General features: G+C 63.9%; 21 protein-coding genes. 5 read left to right on the top strand and 16 right to left on the bottom strand.

What is annotated here, in order from left to right:
• The first annotated feature begins 260 nt into the window (after nucleotides 1-260).
• Nucleotides 261-1,922 (top strand): glutamine--tRNA ligase, encoded by a 1,662-nt coding sequence (gene glnS, locus I6L32_RS13620; RefSeq protein WP_010674101.1) that lies wholly within the window; start codon nucleotides 261-263, stop codon nucleotides 1,920-1,922.
• 99 nt (nucleotides 1,923-2,021) lie between these two features.
• On the opposite strand, the gene fur is transcribed toward glnS, so the two are convergent.
• A complete protein-coding gene (fur, locus tag I6L32_RS13625) occupies nucleotides 2,022-2,450 on the bottom strand; it encodes a ferric iron uptake transcriptional regulator (protein WP_010674102.1) in 429 nt (142 codons plus the stop codon).
• Between the two features lie 231 nt (nucleotides 2,451-2,681).
• Between fur and I6L32_RS13630 the strand changes: the two genes are divergently transcribed.
• Nucleotides 2,682-3,155, top strand: a complete 474-nt coding sequence (locus I6L32_RS13630; protein WP_010674103.1) for a DUF4442 domain-containing protein — start codon at nucleotides 2,682-2,684, stop codon at nucleotides 3,153-3,155.
• 68 nt (nucleotides 3,156-3,223) lie between these two features.
• Here the strand turns inward: I6L32_RS13630 and fldA are convergent, their stop codons facing one another.
• The 4 genes from fldA to I6L32_RS13650 are packed head-to-tail and all read right to left on the bottom strand — an operon-like array spanning nucleotide 3,224 to nucleotide 5,147.
• Nucleotides 3,224-3,748, bottom strand: coding sequence for a flavodoxin FldA (gene fldA, locus I6L32_RS13635; RefSeq protein ID WP_010674104.1), 525 nt, complete (start codon nucleotides 3,746-3,748; stop codon nucleotides 3,224-3,226).
• Nucleotides 3,749-3,788: 40 nt separating this feature from the next.
• Complete coding sequence (gene ybfE / locus I6L32_RS13640) at nucleotides 3,789-4,085, bottom strand: LexA regulated protein (protein WP_005325670.1); 297 nt, start codon at nucleotides 4,083-4,085, stop codon at nucleotides 3,789-3,791.
• A 20-nt stretch (nucleotides 4,086-4,105) separates the two neighbouring features.
• Nucleotides 4,106-4,327: a DUF2788 domain-containing protein gene (locus I6L32_RS13645; RefSeq protein ID WP_010674106.1), complete on the bottom strand. Its 222-nt coding sequence runs from the start codon at nucleotides 4,325-4,327 to the stop codon at nucleotides 4,106-4,108.
• A gap of 55 nt (nucleotides 4,328-4,382) precedes the next feature.
• Nucleotides 4,383-5,147 carry an alpha/beta fold hydrolase gene (locus tag I6L32_RS13650; protein WP_201925366.1) on the bottom strand — a complete coding sequence of 255 codons (765 nt, stop codon included), beginning with the start codon at nucleotides 5,145-5,147 and terminating at the stop codon, nucleotides 4,383-4,385.
• A gap of 291 nt (nucleotides 5,148-5,438) precedes the next feature.
• On the opposite strand from I6L32_RS13650, the gene seqA reads away from it, so the two are divergent.
• Both seqA and pgm read left to right on the top strand, forming a co-directional pair.
• The gene (gene seqA, locus I6L32_RS13655) at nucleotides 5,439-5,948 is read left to right on the top strand and encodes a replication initiation negative regulator SeqA (protein WP_010674108.1); all 510 of its coding nucleotides are present in this window, start codon (nucleotides 5,439-5,441) and stop codon (nucleotides 5,946-5,948) included.
• 53 nt (nucleotides 5,949-6,001) lie between these two features.
• Nucleotides 6,002-7,651, top strand: a complete 1,650-nt coding sequence (gene pgm / locus I6L32_RS13660) for a phosphoglucomutase (alpha-D-glucose-1,6-bisphosphate-dependent) (protein ID WP_010674109.1) — start codon at nucleotides 6,002-6,004, stop codon at nucleotides 7,649-7,651.
• 73 nt (nucleotides 7,652-7,724) lie between these two features.
• Here the strand turns inward: pgm and I6L32_RS13665 are convergent, their stop codons facing one another.
• Nucleotides 7,725-8,606, bottom strand: a complete 882-nt coding sequence (locus I6L32_RS13665; RefSeq protein WP_216944006.1) for a DMT family transporter — start codon at nucleotides 8,604-8,606, stop codon at nucleotides 7,725-7,727.
• 94 nt (nucleotides 8,607-8,700) lie between these two features.
• Between I6L32_RS13665 and I6L32_RS13670 the strand changes: the two genes are divergently transcribed.
• Complete coding sequence (locus I6L32_RS13670) at nucleotides 8,701-9,183, top strand: MarR family winged helix-turn-helix transcriptional regulator (RefSeq protein WP_010674111.1); 483 nt, start codon at nucleotides 8,701-8,703, stop codon at nucleotides 9,181-9,183.
• Nucleotides 9,184-9,228: 45 nt separating this feature from the next.
• On the opposite strand, the gene mltB is transcribed toward I6L32_RS13670, so the two are convergent.
• The 10 genes from mltB to I6L32_RS13720 form a co-directional block, all read right to left on the bottom strand.
• Entirely contained in the window at nucleotides 9,229-10,326 is a 1,098-nt protein-coding gene (gene mltB / locus I6L32_RS13675; protein WP_045525304.1) for a lytic murein transglycosylase B, read from the bottom strand.
• A gap of 94 nt (nucleotides 10,327-10,420) precedes the next feature.
• Entirely contained in the window at nucleotides 10,421-11,023 is a 603-nt protein-coding gene (locus I6L32_RS13680; protein WP_202014268.1) for a CDP-alcohol phosphatidyltransferase family protein, read from the bottom strand.
• A complete protein-coding gene (locus tag I6L32_RS13685) occupies nucleotides 11,016-11,678 on the bottom strand; it encodes an ATP-binding cassette domain-containing protein (RefSeq protein ID WP_202014276.1) in 663 nt (220 codons plus the stop codon). The genes I6L32_RS13680 and I6L32_RS13685 overlap by 8 nt, the downstream gene beginning before the upstream one ends.
• Before the next feature lie 4 nt (nucleotides 11,679-11,682).
• Nucleotides 11,683-13,293 carry an ABC transporter permease gene (locus tag I6L32_RS13690; RefSeq protein ID WP_202014297.1) on the bottom strand — a complete coding sequence of 537 codons (1,611 nt, stop codon included), beginning with the start codon at nucleotides 13,291-13,293 and terminating at the stop codon, nucleotides 11,683-11,685.
• Nucleotides 13,294-13,341: 48 nt separating this feature from the next.
• Nucleotides 13,342-14,472 carry an ABC transporter substrate-binding protein gene (locus I6L32_RS13695; protein ID WP_254203902.1) on the bottom strand — a complete coding sequence of 377 codons (1,131 nt, stop codon included), beginning with the start codon at nucleotides 14,470-14,472 and terminating at the stop codon, nucleotides 13,342-13,344.
• 58 nt (nucleotides 14,473-14,530) lie between these two features.
• Nucleotides 14,531-16,687: an FAD-dependent oxidoreductase gene (locus tag I6L32_RS13700; RefSeq protein WP_202014301.1), complete on the bottom strand. Its 2,157-nt coding sequence runs from the start codon at nucleotides 16,685-16,687 to the stop codon at nucleotides 14,531-14,533.
• On the bottom strand, nucleotides 16,684-17,259 hold the full coding sequence (locus I6L32_RS13705) for a carboxymuconolactone decarboxylase family protein (protein ID WP_039039829.1): 576 nt from the start codon (nucleotides 17,257-17,259) through the stop codon (nucleotides 16,684-16,686). The genes I6L32_RS13700 and I6L32_RS13705 overlap by 4 nt, the downstream gene beginning before the upstream one ends.
• On the bottom strand, nucleotides 17,249-17,959 hold the full coding sequence (locus I6L32_RS13710; protein WP_202014303.1) for a DUF1499 domain-containing protein: 711 nt from the start codon (nucleotides 17,957-17,959) through the stop codon (nucleotides 17,249-17,251). Before I6L32_RS13710 ends, I6L32_RS13705 begins: the two co-directional genes overlap by 11 nt.
• Nucleotides 17,960-18,086: 127 nt before the next feature.
• Nucleotides 18,087-18,365, bottom strand: a complete 279-nt coding sequence (locus tag I6L32_RS13715; RefSeq protein ID WP_039039827.1) for a peptidylprolyl isomerase — start codon at nucleotides 18,363-18,365, stop codon at nucleotides 18,087-18,089.
• Between the two features lie 59 nt (nucleotides 18,366-18,424).
• Complete coding sequence (locus I6L32_RS13720) at nucleotides 18,425-18,820, bottom strand: hypothetical protein (RefSeq protein WP_010674121.1); 396 nt, start codon at nucleotides 18,818-18,820, stop codon at nucleotides 18,425-18,427.
• Nucleotides 18,821-19,304 lie beyond the last annotated feature (484 nt).

A 19,304-nucleotide genomic window follows, 5' to 3' on the forward strand; every position in this document is an offset into this window, starting at 1 on the left:
TTGACTCTGCGTGTGAACCTTTGTTGTGTGTGTTTTGTCTGTTTTTCATCACTTGAGACCCCGCCCCGTGCGGGGCTTTTTTTGACCAGGATCTCTGCAATTTCTCCCGTTTCGCCGTTTTTGGTGCGCCAATGACCCGAATTGGCCAAATTCAGGTTGAGGCAGGGCGCGTAATGAGGGATCATACCCGGCTTGACGGCGGGGGTATGAGGGTGCCAGCCGGCACAACGTCCGCCAGTGACGCATTTTTGAGGTGAGCCATGAGTCAGGCGAACAGCCCAACTAACTTTATTCGTCAGATCATTGATGAAGATCTGGCCAGCGGTAAGCACAGCAGCGTGCATACCCGTTTCCCGCCGGAGCCGAACGGTTATCTCCATATCGGCCACGCCAAATCCATCTGCCTGAACTTCGGCATCGCCCGCGACTATCAGGGTCAGTGCAACCTGCGTTTCGATGACACCAACCCGGCGAAGGAAGACATCGAGTTCGTGGAGTCCATCAAGCAGGACGTCCAGTGGCTGGGCTTCCAGTGGAGCGGCGAGATCTGCTACTCCTCCGACTATTTCCACAAGCTGCACGGCTACGCCATCGAGCTCATCGAGAAGGGACTGGCCTATGTGGACGAGCTCTCCCCGGAGCAGATGCGCGAATACCGCGGCACCCTGACTGCCCCTGGCAAGAACAGCCCGTTCCGCGATCGCAGCGTGGAAGAGAACCTGGCCCTGTTCGCCAAGATGAAAAACGGTGAGATGGCCGAAGGCTCCGCCTGCCTGCGCGCCAAGATCGACATGGCATCCCCCTTCATGGTGATGCGCGATCCCGTCATCTATCGCATCAAGTTTGCCCATCACCACCAGACCGGTGACGAGTGGTGCATCTACCCGATGTATGACTTCACCCATTGCATCTCGGACGCCCTGGAGGGGATCACCCACTCCCTGTGTACCCTGGAGTTCCAGGACAACCGTCGCCTGTATGACTGGGTGCTGGACAACATCAGCATCGACTGTCACCCCCGTCAGTACGAGTTCTCCCGTCTGAACCTCGAATACACCGTTATGTCCAAGCGCAAGCTGAACCTGCTGGTGACCGAGGGGCACGTGAACGGCTGGGATGATCCGCGCATGCTGACCGTCTCCGGTCTGCGCCGCCGTGGTTACACCCCGGCCTCCATCCGCGAGTTCTGCAAGCGCATCGGTGTGACCAAGCAGGACAACATCGTCGAGATGAGCATGCTGGAAGCCTGCATCCGCGACGATCTCAACGAGAACGCCCCGCGCGCCATGGCCGTGCTGCACCCGGTGAAGGTGGTGATCGAGAACCTGGCGGCGGACGAGGTGCTGACGGCGCCTGCGCACCCGAACAAGCCGGAGATGGGGACCCGTGAGCTGCATTTCTCCCGCGAAATCTTCATCGACGAGGCGGACTTCAAAGAGGAAGCCAACAAACAGTTCAAGCGTCTGGTGCTGGGCAAGGAAGTGCGCCTGCGCAACGCCTACGTCATCAAGGCCGAACGGGTCGAGAAGGATGCGGACGGCAAGGTCACCTGCATCTACTGCTCTTACGACCCCGAGACCCTGGGCAAGGATCCGGCGGACGGCCGCAAGGTGAAAGGGGTGATCCACTGGGTCAGCGCCACTCACTCCCTGCCGGCCGAAGTGCGTCTCTACGACCGTCTGTTCAAGGTGCCGAACCCGGGCGCCGAGGATGACTTCGAAGCGGCTCTGAATCCGGAATCCCTGGTGATCATCGAAGGGGCCCGGGTGGAAGCTTCCCTGAAGGATGCCAAGCCGGAGTTTGCCTACCAGTTCGAGCGTGAAGGTTACTTCTGCGCCGACAACAAGCTCTCCAGCGCCGAGCGCCTGGTGTTCAACCGCACCGTGGCCCTGCGTGACGTCTGGGGCAAGGCCGAGGCCTGATAGAAGAGGGCAGGGGAAACCCTGCCGCTTCTGGTCCGGATTGCGGACATAAAAAAGCCAGCATCATGCTGGCTTTTTTATTGCGCCGACCCGGCCGAATCAATCGTCGTGCTTGCAGTCACCGTTGGCGCAGTGGCCATACAGGTAAAGGCTGTGGTTGGTCAGGCGGATGTTGTGCGCCTTGGCGATGTCGCGCTGGCGCTGTTCGATCACCTCGTCGGAGAACTCGATCACCTTGCCGCAGTCGAGGCAGACCAGGTGGTCGTGGTGCTCCTGGGTGGCCAGCTCGAACACCGACTTGCCCCCTTCGAAATGGTGACGGGTGACGATACCGGCATCATCAAACTGGTTGAGAACGCGATAAACGGTAGCGAGACCAATCTCCTCGCCCTGATCGATCAGCCGTTTGTACAGATCTTCCGCACTGGTGTGCTGGCAGTCCGGCTGTTGCAGGATTTCCAGGATCTTGACACGGGGCAAGGTGATCTTGAGCCCGGCCTTTTTTAACGCTTGGTTGTTGTCTGCCATTTCTATTTATTCGCATTCTCGAAGGTGTGGTTATTCTGATTGACTGCCGCTGTAATGGCAACCACGAACTCGCTTGGCCTGTCATTATAGGTCGTAGCCAAGTTAAAAATAAACCCAGCAATTCAAGGGCTTTAGCTCATCAAGCCCGTCATGGGAATATTCAGGCCCGCTTGCTCGACCAGAGAATGTTGATACTATGTGACTTCTCTATAGTCTGGTCGGATGAGATCCATGGATTGGCTTTTCGGCAATGCCGCCTGGGTGCGCTGCGCCCTCAACGCCTGGCCCCCCTTCTGGGGTGCAGGCATCAAGATAGAAACCCTGAGCCCCGATTTTCGCTTCTGCCGGGTGACGCTCAAGTCCCGCTGGTGGAACAAGAATGCCAACCGGACCCAGTTCGGTGGCAGCATGTTCGCCATGACGGATCCCATCTATCCGTTGATGCTGATGGGCTATTTCAAGAACCGCTACTACGTGTGGGACAAGGCGGGCAGCATCAATTTCATCAAGCCGGGCAAGGGCAAACTGGTGGCGGAGTTCACCCTGAGCGACGCCAAGCTGGCATCGATCGTGGCGGCGACCGAGGGGGGGGAGAAGCACTTTCCCGAGTTCGAGGTGCAGGTGCAGGATGGCCAGGGCGAGCTGGTGGCCCAGGTGAAGCGCACCCTCTATGTCAGATCCAAGCCCCAGCACAGGGGGGGCTGAATGCCTGCTGCAGATGCAACAAGGGCCCCGTCGGGGCCCTTGTTGCATGAAGAGGGAGGGAGATCAGATCACTCCAGCTCGCCCAGGCACATCTCTTCGTGCAGCTGTTTGCACCAGCCCTTGACGCGCTCTGCAGTCAGCTCGGGTTGGCGATCTTCGTCGATGCCCAGGCCCACGAAGTGCTTGTCATCCACCAGTGCCTTGGAGGCTTCGAACTCGTAGCTCGCGGTCGGCCAGTGGCCGATGATGATGGCGCCCTTGGCTTCGACGATGTCACGCAGGGTGCCCATGGCGTCGAGGAAGTACTCGGCATAGTCTTCCTGATCGCCGCATCCGAAGATGGCCACCAGCTTGTTGTTGAAGTCGATCTCTTCGAGTTCGGGGAAGAAGTCGTCCCAATCGGCCTGGGCTTCGCCGTAGTACCAAGTCGGGATGCCGAACATCAGCAGATCGAAGCTGTCGATATCGGCCTTGCTGCTCTTGGCAATGTCACGGACTTCAATCAGTTGTTTGCCCAGTTCTTTCTGGATCATCTTGGCGACAGCTTCGGTATTACCGGTATCGCTGCCGAAAAACAGACCTACACTAGCCATAGTGTTTCGTTACCCGTATCTGGTGTTGATGCTTGACGGTTCAGATTGCGATGCCTGCTGCATGAGCAGACTCGATCTGTTGCTTCAGGATAGATTGGATCAGCTCGGCTCGGCTGACGTTCTGTTGCAGCGCAAGTTGGTTCAGGCGCTCCAGCAACTCGGCTTCCACCTTTAACTCGACCCGTTTCAGCCCGTTCTCACGATCGCGCTTGAGCTGGTTGCGCTTGTTGATCTTGAGCTGGGTCTCGCGGGGGAGTGGATTGGTCTTTGGCCTGCCGGGGCGCTTCTCAGTTGCGAACAGATCCAGTGTTGTTCGATCAGTTTGCTGTTTGGCCATACATCACAGATGAAAAGTAGTTAGCCGATCCCTGAGCCTTCCCAGCCCATTTCGATCAGCCCCTTGGCGACAAAACCCGCGCAACCCAGAAACAGCACCAGCCAGACGATGAAGCGGCCGAAGCGGGGCACATTGCCCCGTTTGAGCACGTCCTGAATGGCCAGACCAATCAGCAGGAAGATGGCCACGAAGAACAGTTTCAGGCCCAGACTCTCGATGAGATCGATGTGTTCACTCAGCATGGATTGCGCGCACTCCTTAAGACGGGCGCACTATATCACAAAGGATTTGAAACTGTTAACCGCCTGTCGACAGGAAATCCACAACCAGTTTGTTGAACAAAACCGGCTTTTCCGCGTGCAGCCAGTGACCCGTGCCGGCGATGACGCGGGCCCTGGCGGCCGGGAACTGGGCCATCGCGGCCCCGGTGTATTCGGGCAGCATATAGTCGGAGTCGCCCCCCTTGATGAAGAGTGTCGCGCCTTCGAAGCGGCGTTCATCGTCGGGCCAGCCCATGATGTTGGCGTAGTTGCGCTCAAGGGCCGGCACGTTGAAACGCCACCCCCATCCAGACTCCCCTTTGGCGAAGGATTTGAGCAGGAACTGGCGCACCCCGGCGATCTCGATGTGCTCGGCCAGCATGGCTTCCGCCTCGCTGCGGCTCTGGGGGGGCGTGGCCAGCGTGGCATTGAGCCCGGCAAACACGTTCTTGTGGCGGGCGTGGGGATAGGCCACCGGGGCGATGTCCGCCACTACCAGCTTGCTGACCCTGTGAGGGGCCTGCTTGGCGACCTGCATGGCGACCTTGCCCCCCATGGAGTGGCCCACCAGGGCCACCTGCTCAAGTCCAAGATGGTCCAGCAGGGCCAGGATGTCCGCCGCCTGGGCCGGGTAGCTCATCTCGTCCGAGTGAAAGGAGGCACCGTGATTGCGCAGATCGACGCTGATGACCCGGTATTGTTCGCTGAGGGGGCGCGCCAGCAGGCCGAGGTTGTCCAGGCTGCCAAAGAGGCCATGGATCAGCACGACAGTCGGGCCTTCGCCCTGATCCTTGAAGTTCAATCGTGGGTATTGTTGCAAAATGACACCTTATCGGTCGTGGGCTCTATCGCCATAATTTTTAACACACTGAAAGAAAAGGATTTCATTCATGGTGGGGGATTTTTTTTGTGGTTTTTTTTCAAAAATATCGCCCCGGGATCGGCTATCAGTGCGGGGGATCACACACTTGGCCCGTCATTATGCCGTATTCTCAAGGAGATTCATGCACATCTGTCCGCCCCTTGCTTGGGCTGCCGGGTCTGCCTATGTATAATCGCCGCATCCGAATTTCGACGAGTCCAGCGCATCCCTATGAAAACCATCGAGCTTGATGACGATCTCTACTTCTTTATCGCGAGCCAGACCCGGCACATCGGCGAGAGTGCGTCCGATATCCTGCGTCGCCTGCTGGAGCAACCCGCCCAGGCTGGCACGGCAACCGTGGCGGCCGCGCCTGCGATGCAACCGCAACCCGTGGCCGATGCCATGGGGCTGGAGGCGTTGCTGGATTCCGGCGAGCTTCAGAAAGAAGAGAAGTCCATCAACCGCTTCATGCTGGTATTGAGCACCCTCTATCGGGACAACCCGGAAGGCTTCACCCAGGCGACCGAGATAAAAGGGCGCAAGCGCGTCTACTTCTCCCGTGACCCGGAAGCGCTGCGTGCCAGTGGCAGCACCACCAAGCCCAAGCCGGTACCGGAGACCCCGTTCTGGGTGATCACCAATACCAATACTAGCCGCAAGCAGAACATGGTGGCCCAGCTCATGAACAGCATGGGTTATGACGAGGATCTGACGGCTCGGGTGTGCGGCGCCGTTTAACCCATCAATGACTTCAGGCCTTGCCGGGCAAGGCTCAGCTCAAGGAAAACGCCATGGCACAGCATTCCCACGCCGGTCAGCCGGCTCGTCTTTGCGATCTGACCAACATTCCCCGTCTGGTCAGCGCCTACTACCTCAACAAGCCGGACATGAGCCGCCCTGAGCAGCGGGTCGCCTTCGGCACCTCCGGTCACCGCGGCAGCGCCCTGCACAGCGCCTTCACCGAATCCCACATTCTGGCGGTGACCCAGGCGCTGGTGGAGTACCGCCAGCAGGCCGGTATCACGGGGCCGCTGTTCGTCGGCATGGATACCCATGCCCTGTCTGAATCCGCCTTTGCCAGCGCGGTGGAAGTGCTGGCGGCCAACGGTGTCGAGACCCGCATTCAGGCCGGCCTCGGCTTCACGCCGACCCCGGTCATCTCCCATGCCATCCTGCGCCACAACGCAGGCAAACCCGTGGCCCAGGCGGACGGCGTGGTGATCACCCCGTCCCACAACCCGCCGGAAGATGGTGGCTTCAAATACAACCCGCCCCACGGCGGTCCTGCCGAAGGCGAGATCACCAAGTGGGTGGAAGACCGCGCCAACGCGATCCTGGAAGCGGGCCTGGCCGGTGTGAAGCGGATGCCGTTTGCCGAGGCCCTCAAGAGCCCGTTCGTGGTGGAACACGACTATGTCACCCCTTATGTGGATGATCTCGAAAACGTGCTGGATCTGGCCGCCATCAAGCAAGCTGGCATCAAGATCGGCGTGGATCCGCTGGGTGGCTCCGGCGTCGCCTACTGGGACGTCATCGCCAGGCGCTACGGTCTGGACATCGAGGTGGTGAACTACAAGGTCGACCCGACCTTCTCCTTCATGACCCTGGACAAAGACGGCAAGATCCGGATGGACTGTTCCAGCCCGTTCGCGATGGCGAGCCTGATTGCCCTGAAAGACAAGTTCGACATTGCCCTTGGCAATGACCCTGACTACGACCGTCACGGCATCGTCACCAAGGCGGGCCTGATGAACCCGAACCACTATCTGGCGGTGGCCATCCAGTATCTGTTCACCCACAGAACCGGCTGGCCCAAGGGGGCGGCCGTCGGCAAGACGCTGGTCTCCTCTTCCATGATCGACCGGGTGGCCGGCGAGATCGGTCGCACCCTCAAAGAGGTGCCGGTCGGCTTCAAGTGGTTCGTGGACGGTCTCTACAGCGGCGAGTTCGGCTTTGGCGGCGAGGAGAGCGCGGGTGCCTCCTTCCTGCGCAAGGACGGTACCGTCTGGACCACCGACAAGGATGGCTTCATCCTGGCGCTGCTGGCGGCCGAGATCCTGGCGGTGACCGGCAAGGATCCCCAGGCCCACTACGATGCGCTCGAAGCCAGATTCGGCCGCTCCAGCTACCGCCGCATCGATGCCCCGGCCAACAGCGCCCAGAAGGCGGTGCTCTCCAAGCTGGATCCGGCCCTGGTGGAAGCCTCTACCCTGGCTGGTGAGCCCATCCTCGCCAAGTTGACCAAGGCGCCGGGCAACGATGCCGCCATCGGCGGCCTGAAAGTGGTGACCGAGAATGGCTGGTTCGCGGCGCGCCCCTCCGGTACCGAGTCCATCTACAAGATCTACATGGAGAGCTTCAAGGGGGAGGCGCACCTGGACCTCATCCAGCAGGAAGCCCAGCAGATCGTCTCCGCCGCCCTGGCCAAGGCCGGCGTCTGACCCTTACGGCAACAACCCATGCGAAAGAGGAGCCCTGGTGGCTCCTCTTTTTTTGTGTCGGGTTGACTGCGGATCAGCCGTTGTCGACGCTGCAGGTGGCGGCCTTGCGGTTCTGCCAGCGCTTGAGGAAAGAGCGGGCCGGCAGCTTCATCAGGAAGAGAGAGAGCAGGATGATGCCGATGCCGAGCCACTGACGGCCATCCAGGGTTTCTCCCACCATCAGCACACCGCAGGAGACCGCCACCATGGGATTGGTGAGGGCCAGCATCCCCATCACCTCAGGGCCATGGCGTTTGAGTCCCCAGAGCCAGGCCCAGTAGGCCAGAGCCGTATTGAGGATCACCAGCCAGATAAGCCCGGGAGTGGCGTCAGCCCGGGGCAGGGGCATGGGGCCGGCCAGCCACCAGGCCAGCGGGATCAGCATCAGGCCGCCCAGCAGCAGCTGCCAGGCGGTCAGGGCCAGCAGATCGTCCACCGGCCAGCGTTGCATCCAGCGGCTCGACTGGCCGATGAGCAGGGTGGCGAGCAGGGCGCACGCCACGCCGACGGGATCCAGATTGGCAGAGGGATTGAGCAGCAAGAGCACCCCGACGAGCCCCATCACCCCCAGCAACAGCCACTTGAGCGTCGGTCTGACACCGTCTTGCAGCCAGGCCAGCCCCATCAGGATGAGGGGCAGCGTCGCTCCCAACGTACCCGCCACGGCGCCGGGCAGGCGAAACGCCGCCACGAACAGCAGGGCGAAGAAGGCGGTGATGTTGCAAAACGCCAGCAGGAACTGCCTGCTCCAGACGAGAGGCGGTCTGCGGGGATGGAGCAACAGCAGCAGCACCCCGGCGGGGAGGGCGCGCCACACGGCCACCCAGTAGGGGGAGTAGTCGGTCAGGTAGAGACTGACGACGGCATAGGTGCTGCCCCAGAGCAGGGGGGCGAGCAGGGCGATCAGCAGTGGCATGGTTATCTCGCAATAAAGTATCTTTAAGTAAAGATACATTAGCCGCGAGTTGGTTTATTATCAAGTATCTTCATGTAAAGATAATGGAGCCCGAATGGAGAGTGATCATGTAGATCAGCTGCTGGCCCAGTGGGCCCGGCAGCGCCCGGACCTCGACTGCTCCCCCATGGGGGTGCTGGGGAGGGTGGCGCGCATGGCGGCGATCGCCGGGCGCGAAGTGAGCGAGACCCTCAAGGAGTGCGGTCTGCTGGGGTCTGATTTCGATATCCTGGCGACCCTGCGTCGGGCCGGCGAGCCGCTGACTCCGACCGCGCTCTACCAGTCCGCCATGCTGAGTTCAGGGGCCATGACGGCCCGGCTCGACAAACTGGAGCAGCGTGGCCTGATAAGACGTGAAGCCTCCCCCGATGACAGGCGCAGCCTGCTGGTCTGCCTGACGGAGCCGGGGCGGGAGCTGGTTGACCATGCGGTGGAACAGCACGTGGCGAACGAGCGCCGCCTGCTGGCCCCATTGAGCCTGGTCGAACAGGAGCAGCTGGCGGCCCTGCTCAAGCGCTGGTTGCTGGAAAACGAATAGCAAAACGGGCCCATCGGGCCCGTTTTCGTTGGCATTGAGGCTGACTCAGTAGCCGCCTCTGGCATCCCTGACGGCAAGGCCAAGCTGCCATACCGCCATGGCGTAGTGGGTGCTGTGGTTGTAGCGGGTGATGGCGTAGAAGTTCGGCAAGCCGTACCAGTACTGGTAACCGGTGCCGACATCCAGACGCAGCAGGCTCGCCTCCTTGTGATTGCCAAGGGAGCCGGTGGGAGCCAGCCCGGCACCGCGCAGGGTGGCTACCGGGTAGCGGGTCTGGAAGCCGTGCTCATAGCCCGGCAGCTGTCCCTGGCCGCGTACTGCCACCGGCTGCCCTTTCTCCCAGCCGTGGGCCTTGAAGTAGTTGGCCACGCTGCCGATGGCATCCACCGGATCCCACAGGTTGGTGTGGCCGTTGCCGTTGAAGTCCACCGCGTAGTTGCGAAAACTCGACGGCATGAACTGGCCGTAGCCCATGGCCCCGGCATAGGAGCCCTTGGGTTCGGTGGGATCCATCCCCTCATCCCGGGTCATCACCAGGAAGGCTTCCAGCTCACCGGTGAAGAAGTCGGCGCGGCGCGGGTAGTCAAATGCCAGGGTCGCCAGGGCGTCGAGAATGCGGGTCTTGCCCATCACCCGACCCCAGCGGGTCTCCACCCCGATGATGCCGACGATGATCTCGGGTGGCACCCCGTAGATCTGCTGCGCCCGGTTGAGTTCACTCTCGTATTCACGCCAGAAGTTGACGCCGTTCTGTACGTTGTCCGGGGTGATGAACTTGGCGCGGTAGCGGTTCCAGGCGCCGGTCGGGCCGGTGGGCGGTCTGGTGGTGGGGGCCTGGGCGTCCATCAGCTTGATGATCCAGTCATAACGCTCGGCCTGGGCCAGTACCCGGTGCAGCTCGGCGCCGTCGAAGCCGTGCTTTTGCACCATCCGCTGCACGAAGTTGTCCACGTTGGAACGATTGGCGAAGTCCCCCTTGCTGACCCCGGGCTGGCTCACCTGTCCGTAGAAGGGTTTGCTCGGCGGCGTCTGGTTGATGAAGGCGCTGTTGGGTTGGGGTTTGACCACGGGCTTGGGCGCCGGCGTGCTGCTGCAGCCGTAGATCAGGGGAAACAGGGAGAGGACACAGACAAGGCGACGCATAGGGTTCTCGTGAGCCTGAAAAAGAGTGCCGTCATGGTAAAACATTGGCGTGCAGGCGCAAGTGCTCCGTGCCGGCGCATCCCCCGGGATCCCGTCAGCGCAGGGAGTGGTAGCCGCTCCAGATCCGGGTCAGGGTCGTGATGGCACAGAGCAGGGCAAAACCGTAGGCCAGTGGCACGAAGGCGGCGGGCCAGAGGCACATGAGCACGAAGAGGGCGATGGTTTCGCTCCCCTCGGTGAGCCCGCCCAGATAGTAGAGGGATTTGTGGTGGTAGACGGGGCTCTCGATGCCCCGCTTGCCCGCCATGATGGCAAAGGCCAGAAAGCTCGATCCCGTGCCCATGAAGGCGAACAGCAGGGTGGCGGCGGCCAGGGCGTTGGCCGGGTCGGCGAGGGCAAAGCCCAGCACCACGGCGGCGTAGAAGATGAAATCCAGCGTGATGTCGAGAAACCCGCCGCAGTCGGTGATGCCCATTTCCCGCGCCACGGCGCCATCCAGCCCGTCCAGCAGCCGGTTGAGCAGAATCGCCGCCAACGCCCATTGATAGCAGCCAAAGGCCAGCAGCGGCAGCGCCAGCATGCCGATGAGAAAGCCGGCGAGGCTCACCTGGTTGGCGCTCACCCCGGCCCGGCACAGGGGGCGGGCGAGCGCGGCGAGGGGGCGGCGGATAACCGGGATCAGGTGGCGATCAAACAAGGTGGTGCTCCTCTTCTGGGATGGCTGGGGGGATCAGCTGCAAGATGGTGCCCGGCGCATCCTCTTCGTCGTGGGTCACCAGCAGCGCGGGGATGGCCTGCGTGCGCAGGCGCTCGAACACCAGGGTTCTGAATGCCGCCCGCAGCGGCTTGTCGAGGCGGGAGAAGGGCTCGTCCAGCAGCAATGCCCTGGGCTCGGCCAGCAGGGCACGCAGCAGGCTGACGCGGGCTTTCTGGCCGCCTGAGAGCGCCCCTGGCAGCTTGTCCGCCTGAGCCTCCAGCCCGACCTCGGCCAGCGCCTCGCGGGCCCGGGTCTGCCTTGCCTCCATCCCCTTGAGATGCGCCGGCATGCCGAACATCAGATTTTCGGCCACCGTCAGGTGGGCAAACAGCAGGTCATCCTGAAACAGGATGCCGACGCCCCTCTCCTGGGGGGGCAGCGGGGTGAGGCGATGTGCGCCGAGCAGGATGTCCCCGGCCAGCCGGATGGGCCCCCCGGGTGGCAGCACTCCCGCCAGGGCCGCCAGCAGGGAGCTCTTGCCACAGCCGCTCGGTCCCATCAGGGTGAGCACCTCGCCCGGGGCCACCCTGAGGGGGGGGAGCGTCAGCAGGGGGGCGCCGTCGAGGAAGAGGGTGAGTGCGGAGGTATGCAGCATCGGGTCAGGGCCTCAGGGCGGGGTTGATGCGCCGCGGCAGCCAGAGCGCCAGGGCATAGATGAACAGGGGCAGCAGCAGTTGCAGCAGGCCGTAGAGCCCCGCCAGCCGCCGGTTGAGGCCGCTGCCGATGGCCACCGCCTCCGTGGTGATGGTGATGACCCGCCCGCCCCCGAACAGCAGGGTTGGCAGGTATTGGGCCAGACTCACCGCCGCCCCGACACCGAAGGCGAACAGCAGGGGACGGGCTAGCAGGGGACCCTTGACTCGCCACCAGGCCCCCCAGGGGCTGGCCCCGAGCGTGAGGGCCACCCGGGTGAGGCGCTCGTCGAACTGGCGATAGGGGCCGTGCAGGCAGAGATAGACGTATGGAAAGACGAAGATCAACTGGCTCCAGAGTACCCAGCCTGGGCCTATGCCAGTGAATCCCAGCCCGTCGGTCTGAAGGCGCAATCCAAACAGCAGGCTGGCCTGGGGCAGCAGCAGAGGCAGGCAGACAAGCCAGAGTGTGCGTGTGGCGCGGCGCGCAGGCAACGCCTCGAGGCAGAGCACTGCCAGCAGCAGGGAGAGCGCGGCGCAGAGCAGGGCCAGCCACAGACTCTGCCACAGCAGCGGGCCCAGGCTCGGCAGCAGAGCCAGCCAGTGGTGGCTGCTCCATTCGCTCGGCCAGAGGGCGGGAAAGGACCAGCGCCGGGTCAGGGACCAGAACAGCAGGGCGGCGAGCACCAGCAGATTGGTCAGGAGCAGCCCCCACACGCCGATGCGGGCAATGAGTGCGGGCCAGGGCGAGGCGGGGGCGCGTCGCCCATCCAGCCAGCGTGCCTTGCCGAGGGTGAGGTGGGTCCGCTCCAGCAGCCTGAGGGCGCCAAGCAGCAGCAGGTTGAGGGCGAGCAGCAAGAGGGCGCCGCTGGCACTGGCGCCGCGCCAGGCGGGGTCGGCATCCTGATACCAGAGCCAGAGTCGCACCGCCAGGGGCGGCGGGGCATCCGGCCCCAGCAGCAGGGCGAGATCCACCACCGCCAGACCATAGGCGGCCACCGCGTAGAGGGGCAGTCGCAGGGCGGGCCAGAGGGCGGGCAGCAGCAGGCGCCACCAGATCCGGGGGGCACTGAAGCCGAGGCTGGCCCCCAGCCACTGCTGGCGCGCCACCTTGGCGGGATCCAGTGCCGCCAGCGCCATCAGCAGCAGGAAGGGGGTCTCCTTGAGGATGAGCACCACGATGAGGCCAAGCCCCCGGGGATCCTTGAGGGTTTGCCAGTCCGGGGGCTGATGGGTGAGGTCAAGCAGGGGGGCGACGAGGCGCAGCAGCCAGCCGGAGGGAGCGATCAGAAAGGCGATGCCGATGGCAAAGGCGACGTGGGGAAGCGCCAGCAGGGGGGAGAGCAGGCGGCGCAGCCAGCGCATCCAGAGACGCCCGTCCCCCTGGGCGAGCAGCAGGGCGGTGACGGCCAGGGCCCCCAGAGTGGAGGCCCCCGCCACCCAGAGGCTCAACCCTGCGGAGTGCCAGAGTCCGGGCTGGGGGAGCAAGAGGGATAGATTGGCGGGGGTGAGCCCCTCGATGACCAGCAACAGCATACCCCCGGCGAGCGGGATCCCCAGCAGCAGGGCTCCCAGCATCAAAAAGGGCAGCAGGAGGAGAAGAGGGGCGCGCGCCTGCATGATGGATCAGTGGCCGTTGCGCTCGGCCCAGGCCGCTTCCAGCCGGGTCTGCCAGCTGGGGTGGGGCTCTGCCACTCCCTTGAAGCGCAATGCCGGACGGGTCTGGCCTGGCAGCGCCTCCTGGCGCAGCACGCTGGGATCCCCCCAGAAGGCGGGGTCGCTCTTGCGCGCCTGGGCGGCGGGGCTCAGCAGGAAGTTGACCACCACCTTGGCCCCGGCCCGGGCGGAGGCATTGAAGGGGATGGCGAGGAAATGGCTGTTGGTGAGCGCCCCTTTCTCCATGGCGATGGCATGGACGGTGGGGGGCAGGGTGCCGTTTTGCACCGAACTCTGGGCTTCCCCCGGGTTGAAGCTGATGGCCATGGCCAGCTCGCCGTCATCGAGCAACTGCCTGGTCTCGGCGGCGCCGGTGGGGAAGAGCCTGCCCTTTCGCCAGAGCGCGGGGTGAAGCTGGTCGAGCCAGGCCCAGAGAGGGGCGGTGACGCGACGGAAGTCGGCATCGGTCGCCTCCCGGTAGAGGGGCGCCGGATCTGGTGTCAGCTCCAGCAGGATCTGCTTGAGAAAGCTCGAGCCGTGAAACTGGGGAGGCTTGGGGTAGGTGAAGCGGCCGGGGTGAGCCTTGGCCCAGGCCAGCAGGGCGGCCGCCGAGGTGGGAGGTGCGTCTACCTGGTCGCCATCCACCATCAGATTGAGCTGGCCTATGCCCCAGGGGGCCTCCAGCCCCTCGACCGGCACGGTGAAGTCTTCACTCACCGGCAGGGCGGTGTCCACCAGGGCCATGTTGGGCAGCTCGTCGGTAAAGGGGGCCCCCAGCAGCCCCTGCTCCTTGAGCGCCTTGAAGTTCTCGCCGTTGACCCAGAGCAGGTCGATGGGGCCGTTCGACGTCTTGCCAGCCTGCTTGCCGGCCAGCAACTGGCTCACGCTCTGGGCGATGTCATCCACCTTCACCTGCACCAGCTCGACCTGGTACTGGCGAGCGATCTCCTGCCTGGCCCACACCAGGTAGGCGTTGATCTCGGGGCTGCCCCCCCAGGCGTTGAAGTAGACAGTTTGTCCCCTGGCGGCCAGCAGGGTCTGCTGCCACGATGCGTCATTGGCGTGGAGCGGGGAGGCCAGCAGCAGGGGGACAGCGGCCATCAGGGGACGGAGCAGGGCGCGAAGTCGGGTCGTGAACATGATGGTTGCCTCGTCAGAGTCAGGCGCCGCGGCGCCACCGGTGATAACGGGCCAGCAGCGCCAGCAGGCGCCCGGGCTGGCGGGCACGGCGCCAGGCGCCAGCCACGTACTTGTTCCCCTCCATCAGGGTGGGGTAGGGGTGAACGGTGGCGAGGATCTTGCCAAGTCCCAGGCGGTGGCGCATGGCGAGGGCAAACTCGGCGATCCGCTCGCCGGCGTGAGCACCCACTATGGTGGCCCCGAGTATCCTGTCACGGCCCGGCACCGTCAGCACCTCGACAAAGCCCCCGGACTCGCCGTCGGCGATGGCTCTGTCCAGCTCGGCCATCTCGAAGCGGGTCGACTCGAAGGGGATGCCTCGGGCCAGAGCCTCTTTCTGGTTGAGGCCGACCCTGGCTATCTCCGGACTGGTATAGGTGGCCGCCGGCATGACCCTGTAGTCTGCCCGAAAGCGCCTGAACTGGCCAAAGAGGGCGTTGATGGCGGCATACCAGGCCTGATGGGCGGCAAAATGGGTGAACTGGTAGGGGCCGGCAACGTCCCCTACCGCCAGGATGCTGGGGTAGTTGGTGGCGAGGAAGCCGTCGATGGCCAGGGTGCCGCCGGGGGCCAGTTCAACCCCCAGCGCCTCCAGCCCGAAACCGCTCACGTTGGCCTCCCGGCCAAGGGCCAGCAGCAGTTGGTCCCCCTCAATCACCAACGTCTCGTCCCCCCGGCGCAGGTGCAGCCGGATGGGCAGGTTGGTGTCTTTACCGTCCATATACCCGGCCGAGGTAGCCTGCCAGCCGAGGTGCAGGGTGACGCCGTCCTGCTCCAGCTGCGCGGCCAGGGCCCCGGCGACGTCCCTATCTTCCCGGGGCAGCAGCTGAGGGCCTTGCTCCACCAGGGTGACGGGGATACCGAGCAGGGCCAGGCTCTGGGCCAGCTCGCAGCCGATGGGGCCTCCTCCCAGCACCAGCAGATGGCGGGGGGGCTCGCGCAGTCGCTGCCAGAGGGTGTCGGAGGTGAGGTAGGGAACCCTGTCCAGCCCCGGCAGTGCGGGCACCCGGGGGCGGGCGCCGGTGGCGATCACAATATGACGGCTGGTCAGGCGCTTGCCGTTGACCTCCACCTCCCAGGGGGAGGTGACTCGCGCCCGCCCCTGGATGCACTCCACCCCAAGTCCTTCATAGCGCGCCACCGAGTCGTGGGGTTCGACCTCCTCGATGACCCGGGCGACCCGCGCCATCACGGCGGCGAAGTCGGCGCGGCTCTGGCTCGGGGTAAAACCAAGCTCCCCGGCCTTACGCTGTTCAATGGCGAAGCGGGCGCTTCGGATCAGCGACTTGGAGGGGACGCAGCCGGTATGGAGGCAATCCCCTCCCATCCTGTGCTGCTCGATGAGGGCCACTCTGGCTTTCACCGCGGCGGCGATGTAGCTGGTGACCAGGCCTCCGGCGCCGGCACCTATCACCAGCAGGTTGTAGTCAAAGCGCGCAGGCTTGCGGTAGGGGGCGTGCAACCGGTAGAGGGCGAGACGGCGCTGCAAGGCACGCATCAGCCAGGGCATCAGGCCGAGCAGGGTCAGGGCGGCCAGCAGGCCGGGGGAGAAGAGGTTGCCTGTGCTGGTGAGGGTAGCCAGCTCGCTCCCCGCCAGCACGTAGACGAGGGTGCCCGGCAGCATGCCGAGCTGGCTGACCCAGTAGTAGGTGCTGACTCTGATGGGGGTGAGCCCCATCACCAGGTTGACCAGAAAGAAGGGGAAGAGGGGGATGAGGCGCAGGCTCAGCAAATAGAAGGCCCCCTCCTTTTGCATGCCGGCCTGAACGCTCGCCAGCTTGTCGCCAAAGCGCGTCTCGACCCAGTCCCGCAGCAGGAAGCGGGCACTGAGAAAGGCCAGGGTGGCGCCAAGGGAGCTGGCAAAGGAGACCAGCAAGAGCCCCCACAGGATGCCGAAGACGGCGCTGCCCGCCAGGGTGAGCAGGGCCGCCCCCGGCAGGGAGAGGGCGGTGGTGAGCACATAGATCACCAGAAACAGCAGGCTGGCTGCGACAACATGGCGGTCGACCCAAAGGGCCAGGCGCGCCTGATGAGCCTGCAACTGGGTGAGGCTCAGATAGTGGTCAAGGTCGAGGGCAAAGAAGGTGCCGACCAGGGCCCCCATCGCCAGCAACAGCAGCAGGCGTGCCCGGTTCATCCCTGCCCCTTGTCGAGGGGGCGCTCGGGTTGCACCGGCAACTGGCAGAACCCTTGGGGAGCGATGTCGAGAGCGGCATTGAACTTGGCGGACATGTTCTGGAAGGCGATGAGGCCGGTGAGCTCCACCAGGGCGTCGTCATCGAACCAGGGCTTGAGGCGGGCGGCCTGCTCGTCGCTCACGCCATCCAGCCCGGTCATGGCCTCGGCATAGTCCAGCACGGCCCGCTCCCGCTCGTCGAACAAGGGGCTGTCGCGCCACCGGGCCAGCGCCTCCACCTTGTCGCTGGAGCCTGCCCGCTTGACGAGGGTCATGGCGTTGATGTCGACACAGAAACGACACCAGTTGAGCTGGGAGACCCGCACCGTCACCAGGGAGCGCAGCACGGGGTCGATGGGGGAGCGCTTGCGGTTGATGACGCCGTAGAGGGTGGCGACCGCGGCGAACAGCCTGGGGGAGCGCCCCCAGCACTTGCCCGGGATCAGCACCTGACCGTAGTTGCGTTTCTGCAGCCAGAAGAAGGGGCGGATGAACCAGGCGTAGGCCCGGTCCGGTTTGACCTCAATGCGCATCTTGTTCCTCTTTGAGCTTCTCCATCTTGGGCTTGTAGGCCCCCCCCAGGCGCTCGTTCAACCGATTCAGGAAATCGATGATCCGTGCCCGGTTGACCCCCAGATCGCTGCGCCCCTGGCGCGAGGCGGAGCGCATGTCGATACGGGTCTCTTTGGGCCCGGCAAAGACCCGCAGGGCCACGTCATCCTGAAACCCGAACCAGCCGGTGGTGACGACGGCATCGATACCCTCGCTGCCCGGGCGAACCTGCCAGCCCAGCTCCGTCATCAGTTCCTCGGCTTCCGCGAGTACTTCGACCGGGGATGCCCGGGTATAGAGAGGACCGGGGTTGCCTGGAAATACTTGCAGGGGCGGGGGGGAGATCGGGAGATCCTCCGGGCTTCTGAGCAGCTCGGCCCACTGGAGCCGTGGCGGATGGTAGGGATCCGTGCTGACGTCGTTGGTGAGGGGGGAGCGCAGCGCCTGGACGAGAAACAGCAGGGGCAACAGCAGGGGAGTTATGCCCCAGATATCCGGCCAGAGGTTGGTGGTGCGGCGATAACGCCAGGGCAGGCGCAGCAGCATCACGAGGCTGAGGAGGGCGCTGGCGAGACAGAGGATGAAGCCGAGCCACCAGGGCCAGAGATGGGCGCGGCTGCCAAGGGCCCCGCAAAGGGGCAATAGCCAGGTCAGCAGCGGCCACCACAAAGAGCTGTGCATATGAGGGATCCACGGGACAGGATGGAACTATGCCCAGAAGGATAAACTTAATTGCCTGATAACGTTAGTAAATGATCATCAATCCCAGGCGTGCGGCTCAGAGAGCCGATGGCCTCGTCGCCCTGGATCAGTTGCGATAGAGCACCTTGATGAGGTGGAAGCCGAACTTGGTGCGCACCGGCCCCAGCACGGTCAGCAGCTCCCCCTTGAACACGGCATCGTCGAAGGACTTGACCATGTCCCCCTTGGAGAACTCTCCCAGATCGCCGCCACGCTTGCCGGAAGGGCAGGTGGAGAAACGCTTGGCCATCTGGCTGAAATCGGCGCCCTTGGCGAGCTTCTCCTTGATCTCCAGACACTGTTTCTCGGTCTTGACCAGGATGTGCTGGGCACAGGCTTTTTTCATCGGAATGCTCCTCGGCGAGGGGAAAGGGGGCGCAAGATTACTGCAATTGCGCCTCCACGTCAGCCCCTCGGGCGCGAGACCCGGCTCCGGGGGCCGGTGGCCAGGGGGACCCTGGCCCGGGATTGCCAGAGGATCTCCAGCCCCAGCAGGGCATAGAGGCTCCAGATGGCCAGGGGGTTGAGCCAGTTGCCCCCCATCTGCAGGGTGGCCAGAGCTGCGCTCACCAGCAGCAGGACTATGCCGGGCAGGCGCCAGTGGACAGGCAGGGGGGCGAGCAGGGCCATGCCCAGCAGCAGGGCCAGGCCAAAGGGCAGATTGAGCGCGGTGAAGGCGAGGGCCTGCTGACCGTTCATGCCGGTCAGCAGGGCCAGCAGGGCGCTGCAGCAGGCCAGGAAGGTGATGAACTCGAGTCGGTCGGCGATGTAGTCAGCCAGTTGTTCGCTACGTAGGTGCATGGGGTCTCTCCTGCGATGATTGGGATCAGTGTGGGACAGGCAGGAGCGCAGGGGCAGCGGGATAAATCGATTGAATTGAACGAAGCTTTAGTGCCATCTATTCAAGTGATTGATTTAAACTTATTTTCCTGTTCAATAGCAGGCAGGGTGGGGAAGAGGGCACGGAGCAAATCGAGGGGGACGGGTTGACGAAACCCGCCGGATGCGGGGTGTCCGACAAGGGTTGTCGCGACGAGCCGGACCCTGCTGCCAGCCCAAGGCCGCCGGGGGAGATCCGGCGTGGCGGGGCAGATGGTGGCGTTTTGTTCGCCCCTTGCCCGGATAGTGCGCAGTTTGGCTCCTCACACCCGGCTGGCTCCTTGCAGGGCCGAAGCGATCCCCGCACCGGGGGTGGCAGAGCGGCACGCAAAGGGGCCCCGAGCGTGGGATTTCGCCGTCGCGATTATGCTAGGATGAGCGGCATTCGCCCGGGATGAGTCTCGGT

It is taken from the genome of Aeromonas sp. FDAARGOS 1402 (genome assembly GCF_019046925.1).
Lineage (GTDB): Bacteria > Pseudomonadota > Gammaproteobacteria > Enterobacterales > Aeromonadaceae > Aeromonas > Aeromonas caviae.

Coding starts and splice junctions, on each gene's coding strand:
- glnS (WP_010674101.1), top strand. CDS start 261: ATGAGTCAGGCGAACAGCCCAACTAACTTTATTCGTCAGATCATTGAT.
- fur (WP_010674102.1), bottom strand. CDS start 2,450: ATGGCAGACAACAACCAAGCGTTAAAAAAGGCCGGGCTCAAGATCACC.
- I6L32_RS13630 (WP_010674103.1), top strand. CDS start 2,682: ATGGATTGGCTTTTCGGCAATGCCGCCTGGGTGCGCTGCGCCCTCAAC.
- fldA (WP_010674104.1), bottom strand. CDS start 3,748: ATGGCTAGTGTAGGTCTGTTTTTCGGCAGCGATACCGGTAATACCGAA.
- ybfE (WP_005325670.1), bottom strand. CDS start 4,085: ATGGCCAAACAGCAAACTGATCGAACAACACTGGATCTGTTCGCAACT.
- I6L32_RS13645 (WP_010674106.1), bottom strand. CDS start 4,327: ATGCTGAGTGAACACATCGATCTCATCGAGAGTCTGGGCCTGAAACTG.
- seqA (WP_010674108.1), top strand. CDS start 5,439: ATGAAAACCATCGAGCTTGATGACGATCTCTACTTCTTTATCGCGAGC.
- pgm (WP_010674109.1), top strand. CDS start 6,002: ATGGCACAGCATTCCCACGCCGGTCAGCCGGCTCGTCTTTGCGATCTG.
- I6L32_RS13665 (WP_216944006.1), bottom strand. CDS start 8,606: ATGCCACTGCTGATCGCCCTGCTCGCCCCCCTGCTCTGGGGCAGCACC.
- I6L32_RS13670 (WP_010674111.1), top strand. CDS start 8,701: ATGGAGAGTGATCATGTAGATCAGCTGCTGGCCCAGTGGGCCCGGCAG.
- mltB (WP_045525304.1), bottom strand. CDS start 10,326: ATGCGTCGCCTTGTCTGTGTCCTCTCCCTGTTTCCCCTGATCTACGGC.
- I6L32_RS13685 (WP_202014276.1), bottom strand. CDS start 11,678: ATGCTGCATACCTCCGCACTCACCCTCTTCCTCGACGGCGCCCCCCTG.
- I6L32_RS13690 (WP_202014297.1), bottom strand. CDS start 13,293: ATGCTGGGAGCCCTGCTGCTGGGGATCCCGCTCGCCGGGGGTATGCTG.
- I6L32_RS13695 (WP_254203902.1), bottom strand. CDS start 14,472: ATGGCCGCTGTCCCCCTGCTGCTGGCCTCCCCGCTCCACGCCAATGAC.
- I6L32_RS13700 (WP_202014301.1), bottom strand. CDS start 16,687: ATGAACCGGGCACGCCTGCTGCTGTTGCTGGCGATGGGGGCCCTGGTC.
- I6L32_RS13705 (WP_039039829.1), bottom strand. CDS start 17,259: ATGCGCATTGAGGTCAAACCGGACCGGGCCTACGCCTGGTTCATCCGC.
- I6L32_RS13710 (WP_202014303.1), bottom strand. CDS start 17,959: ATGCACAGCTCTTTGTGGTGGCCGCTGCTGACCTGGCTATTGCCCCTT.
- I6L32_RS13715 (WP_039039827.1), bottom strand. CDS start 18,365: ATGAAAAAAGCCTGTGCCCAGCACATCCTGGTCAAGACCGAGAAACAG.
- I6L32_RS13720 (WP_010674121.1), bottom strand. CDS start 18,820: ATGCACCTACGTAGCGAACAACTGGCTGACTACATCGCCGACCGACTC.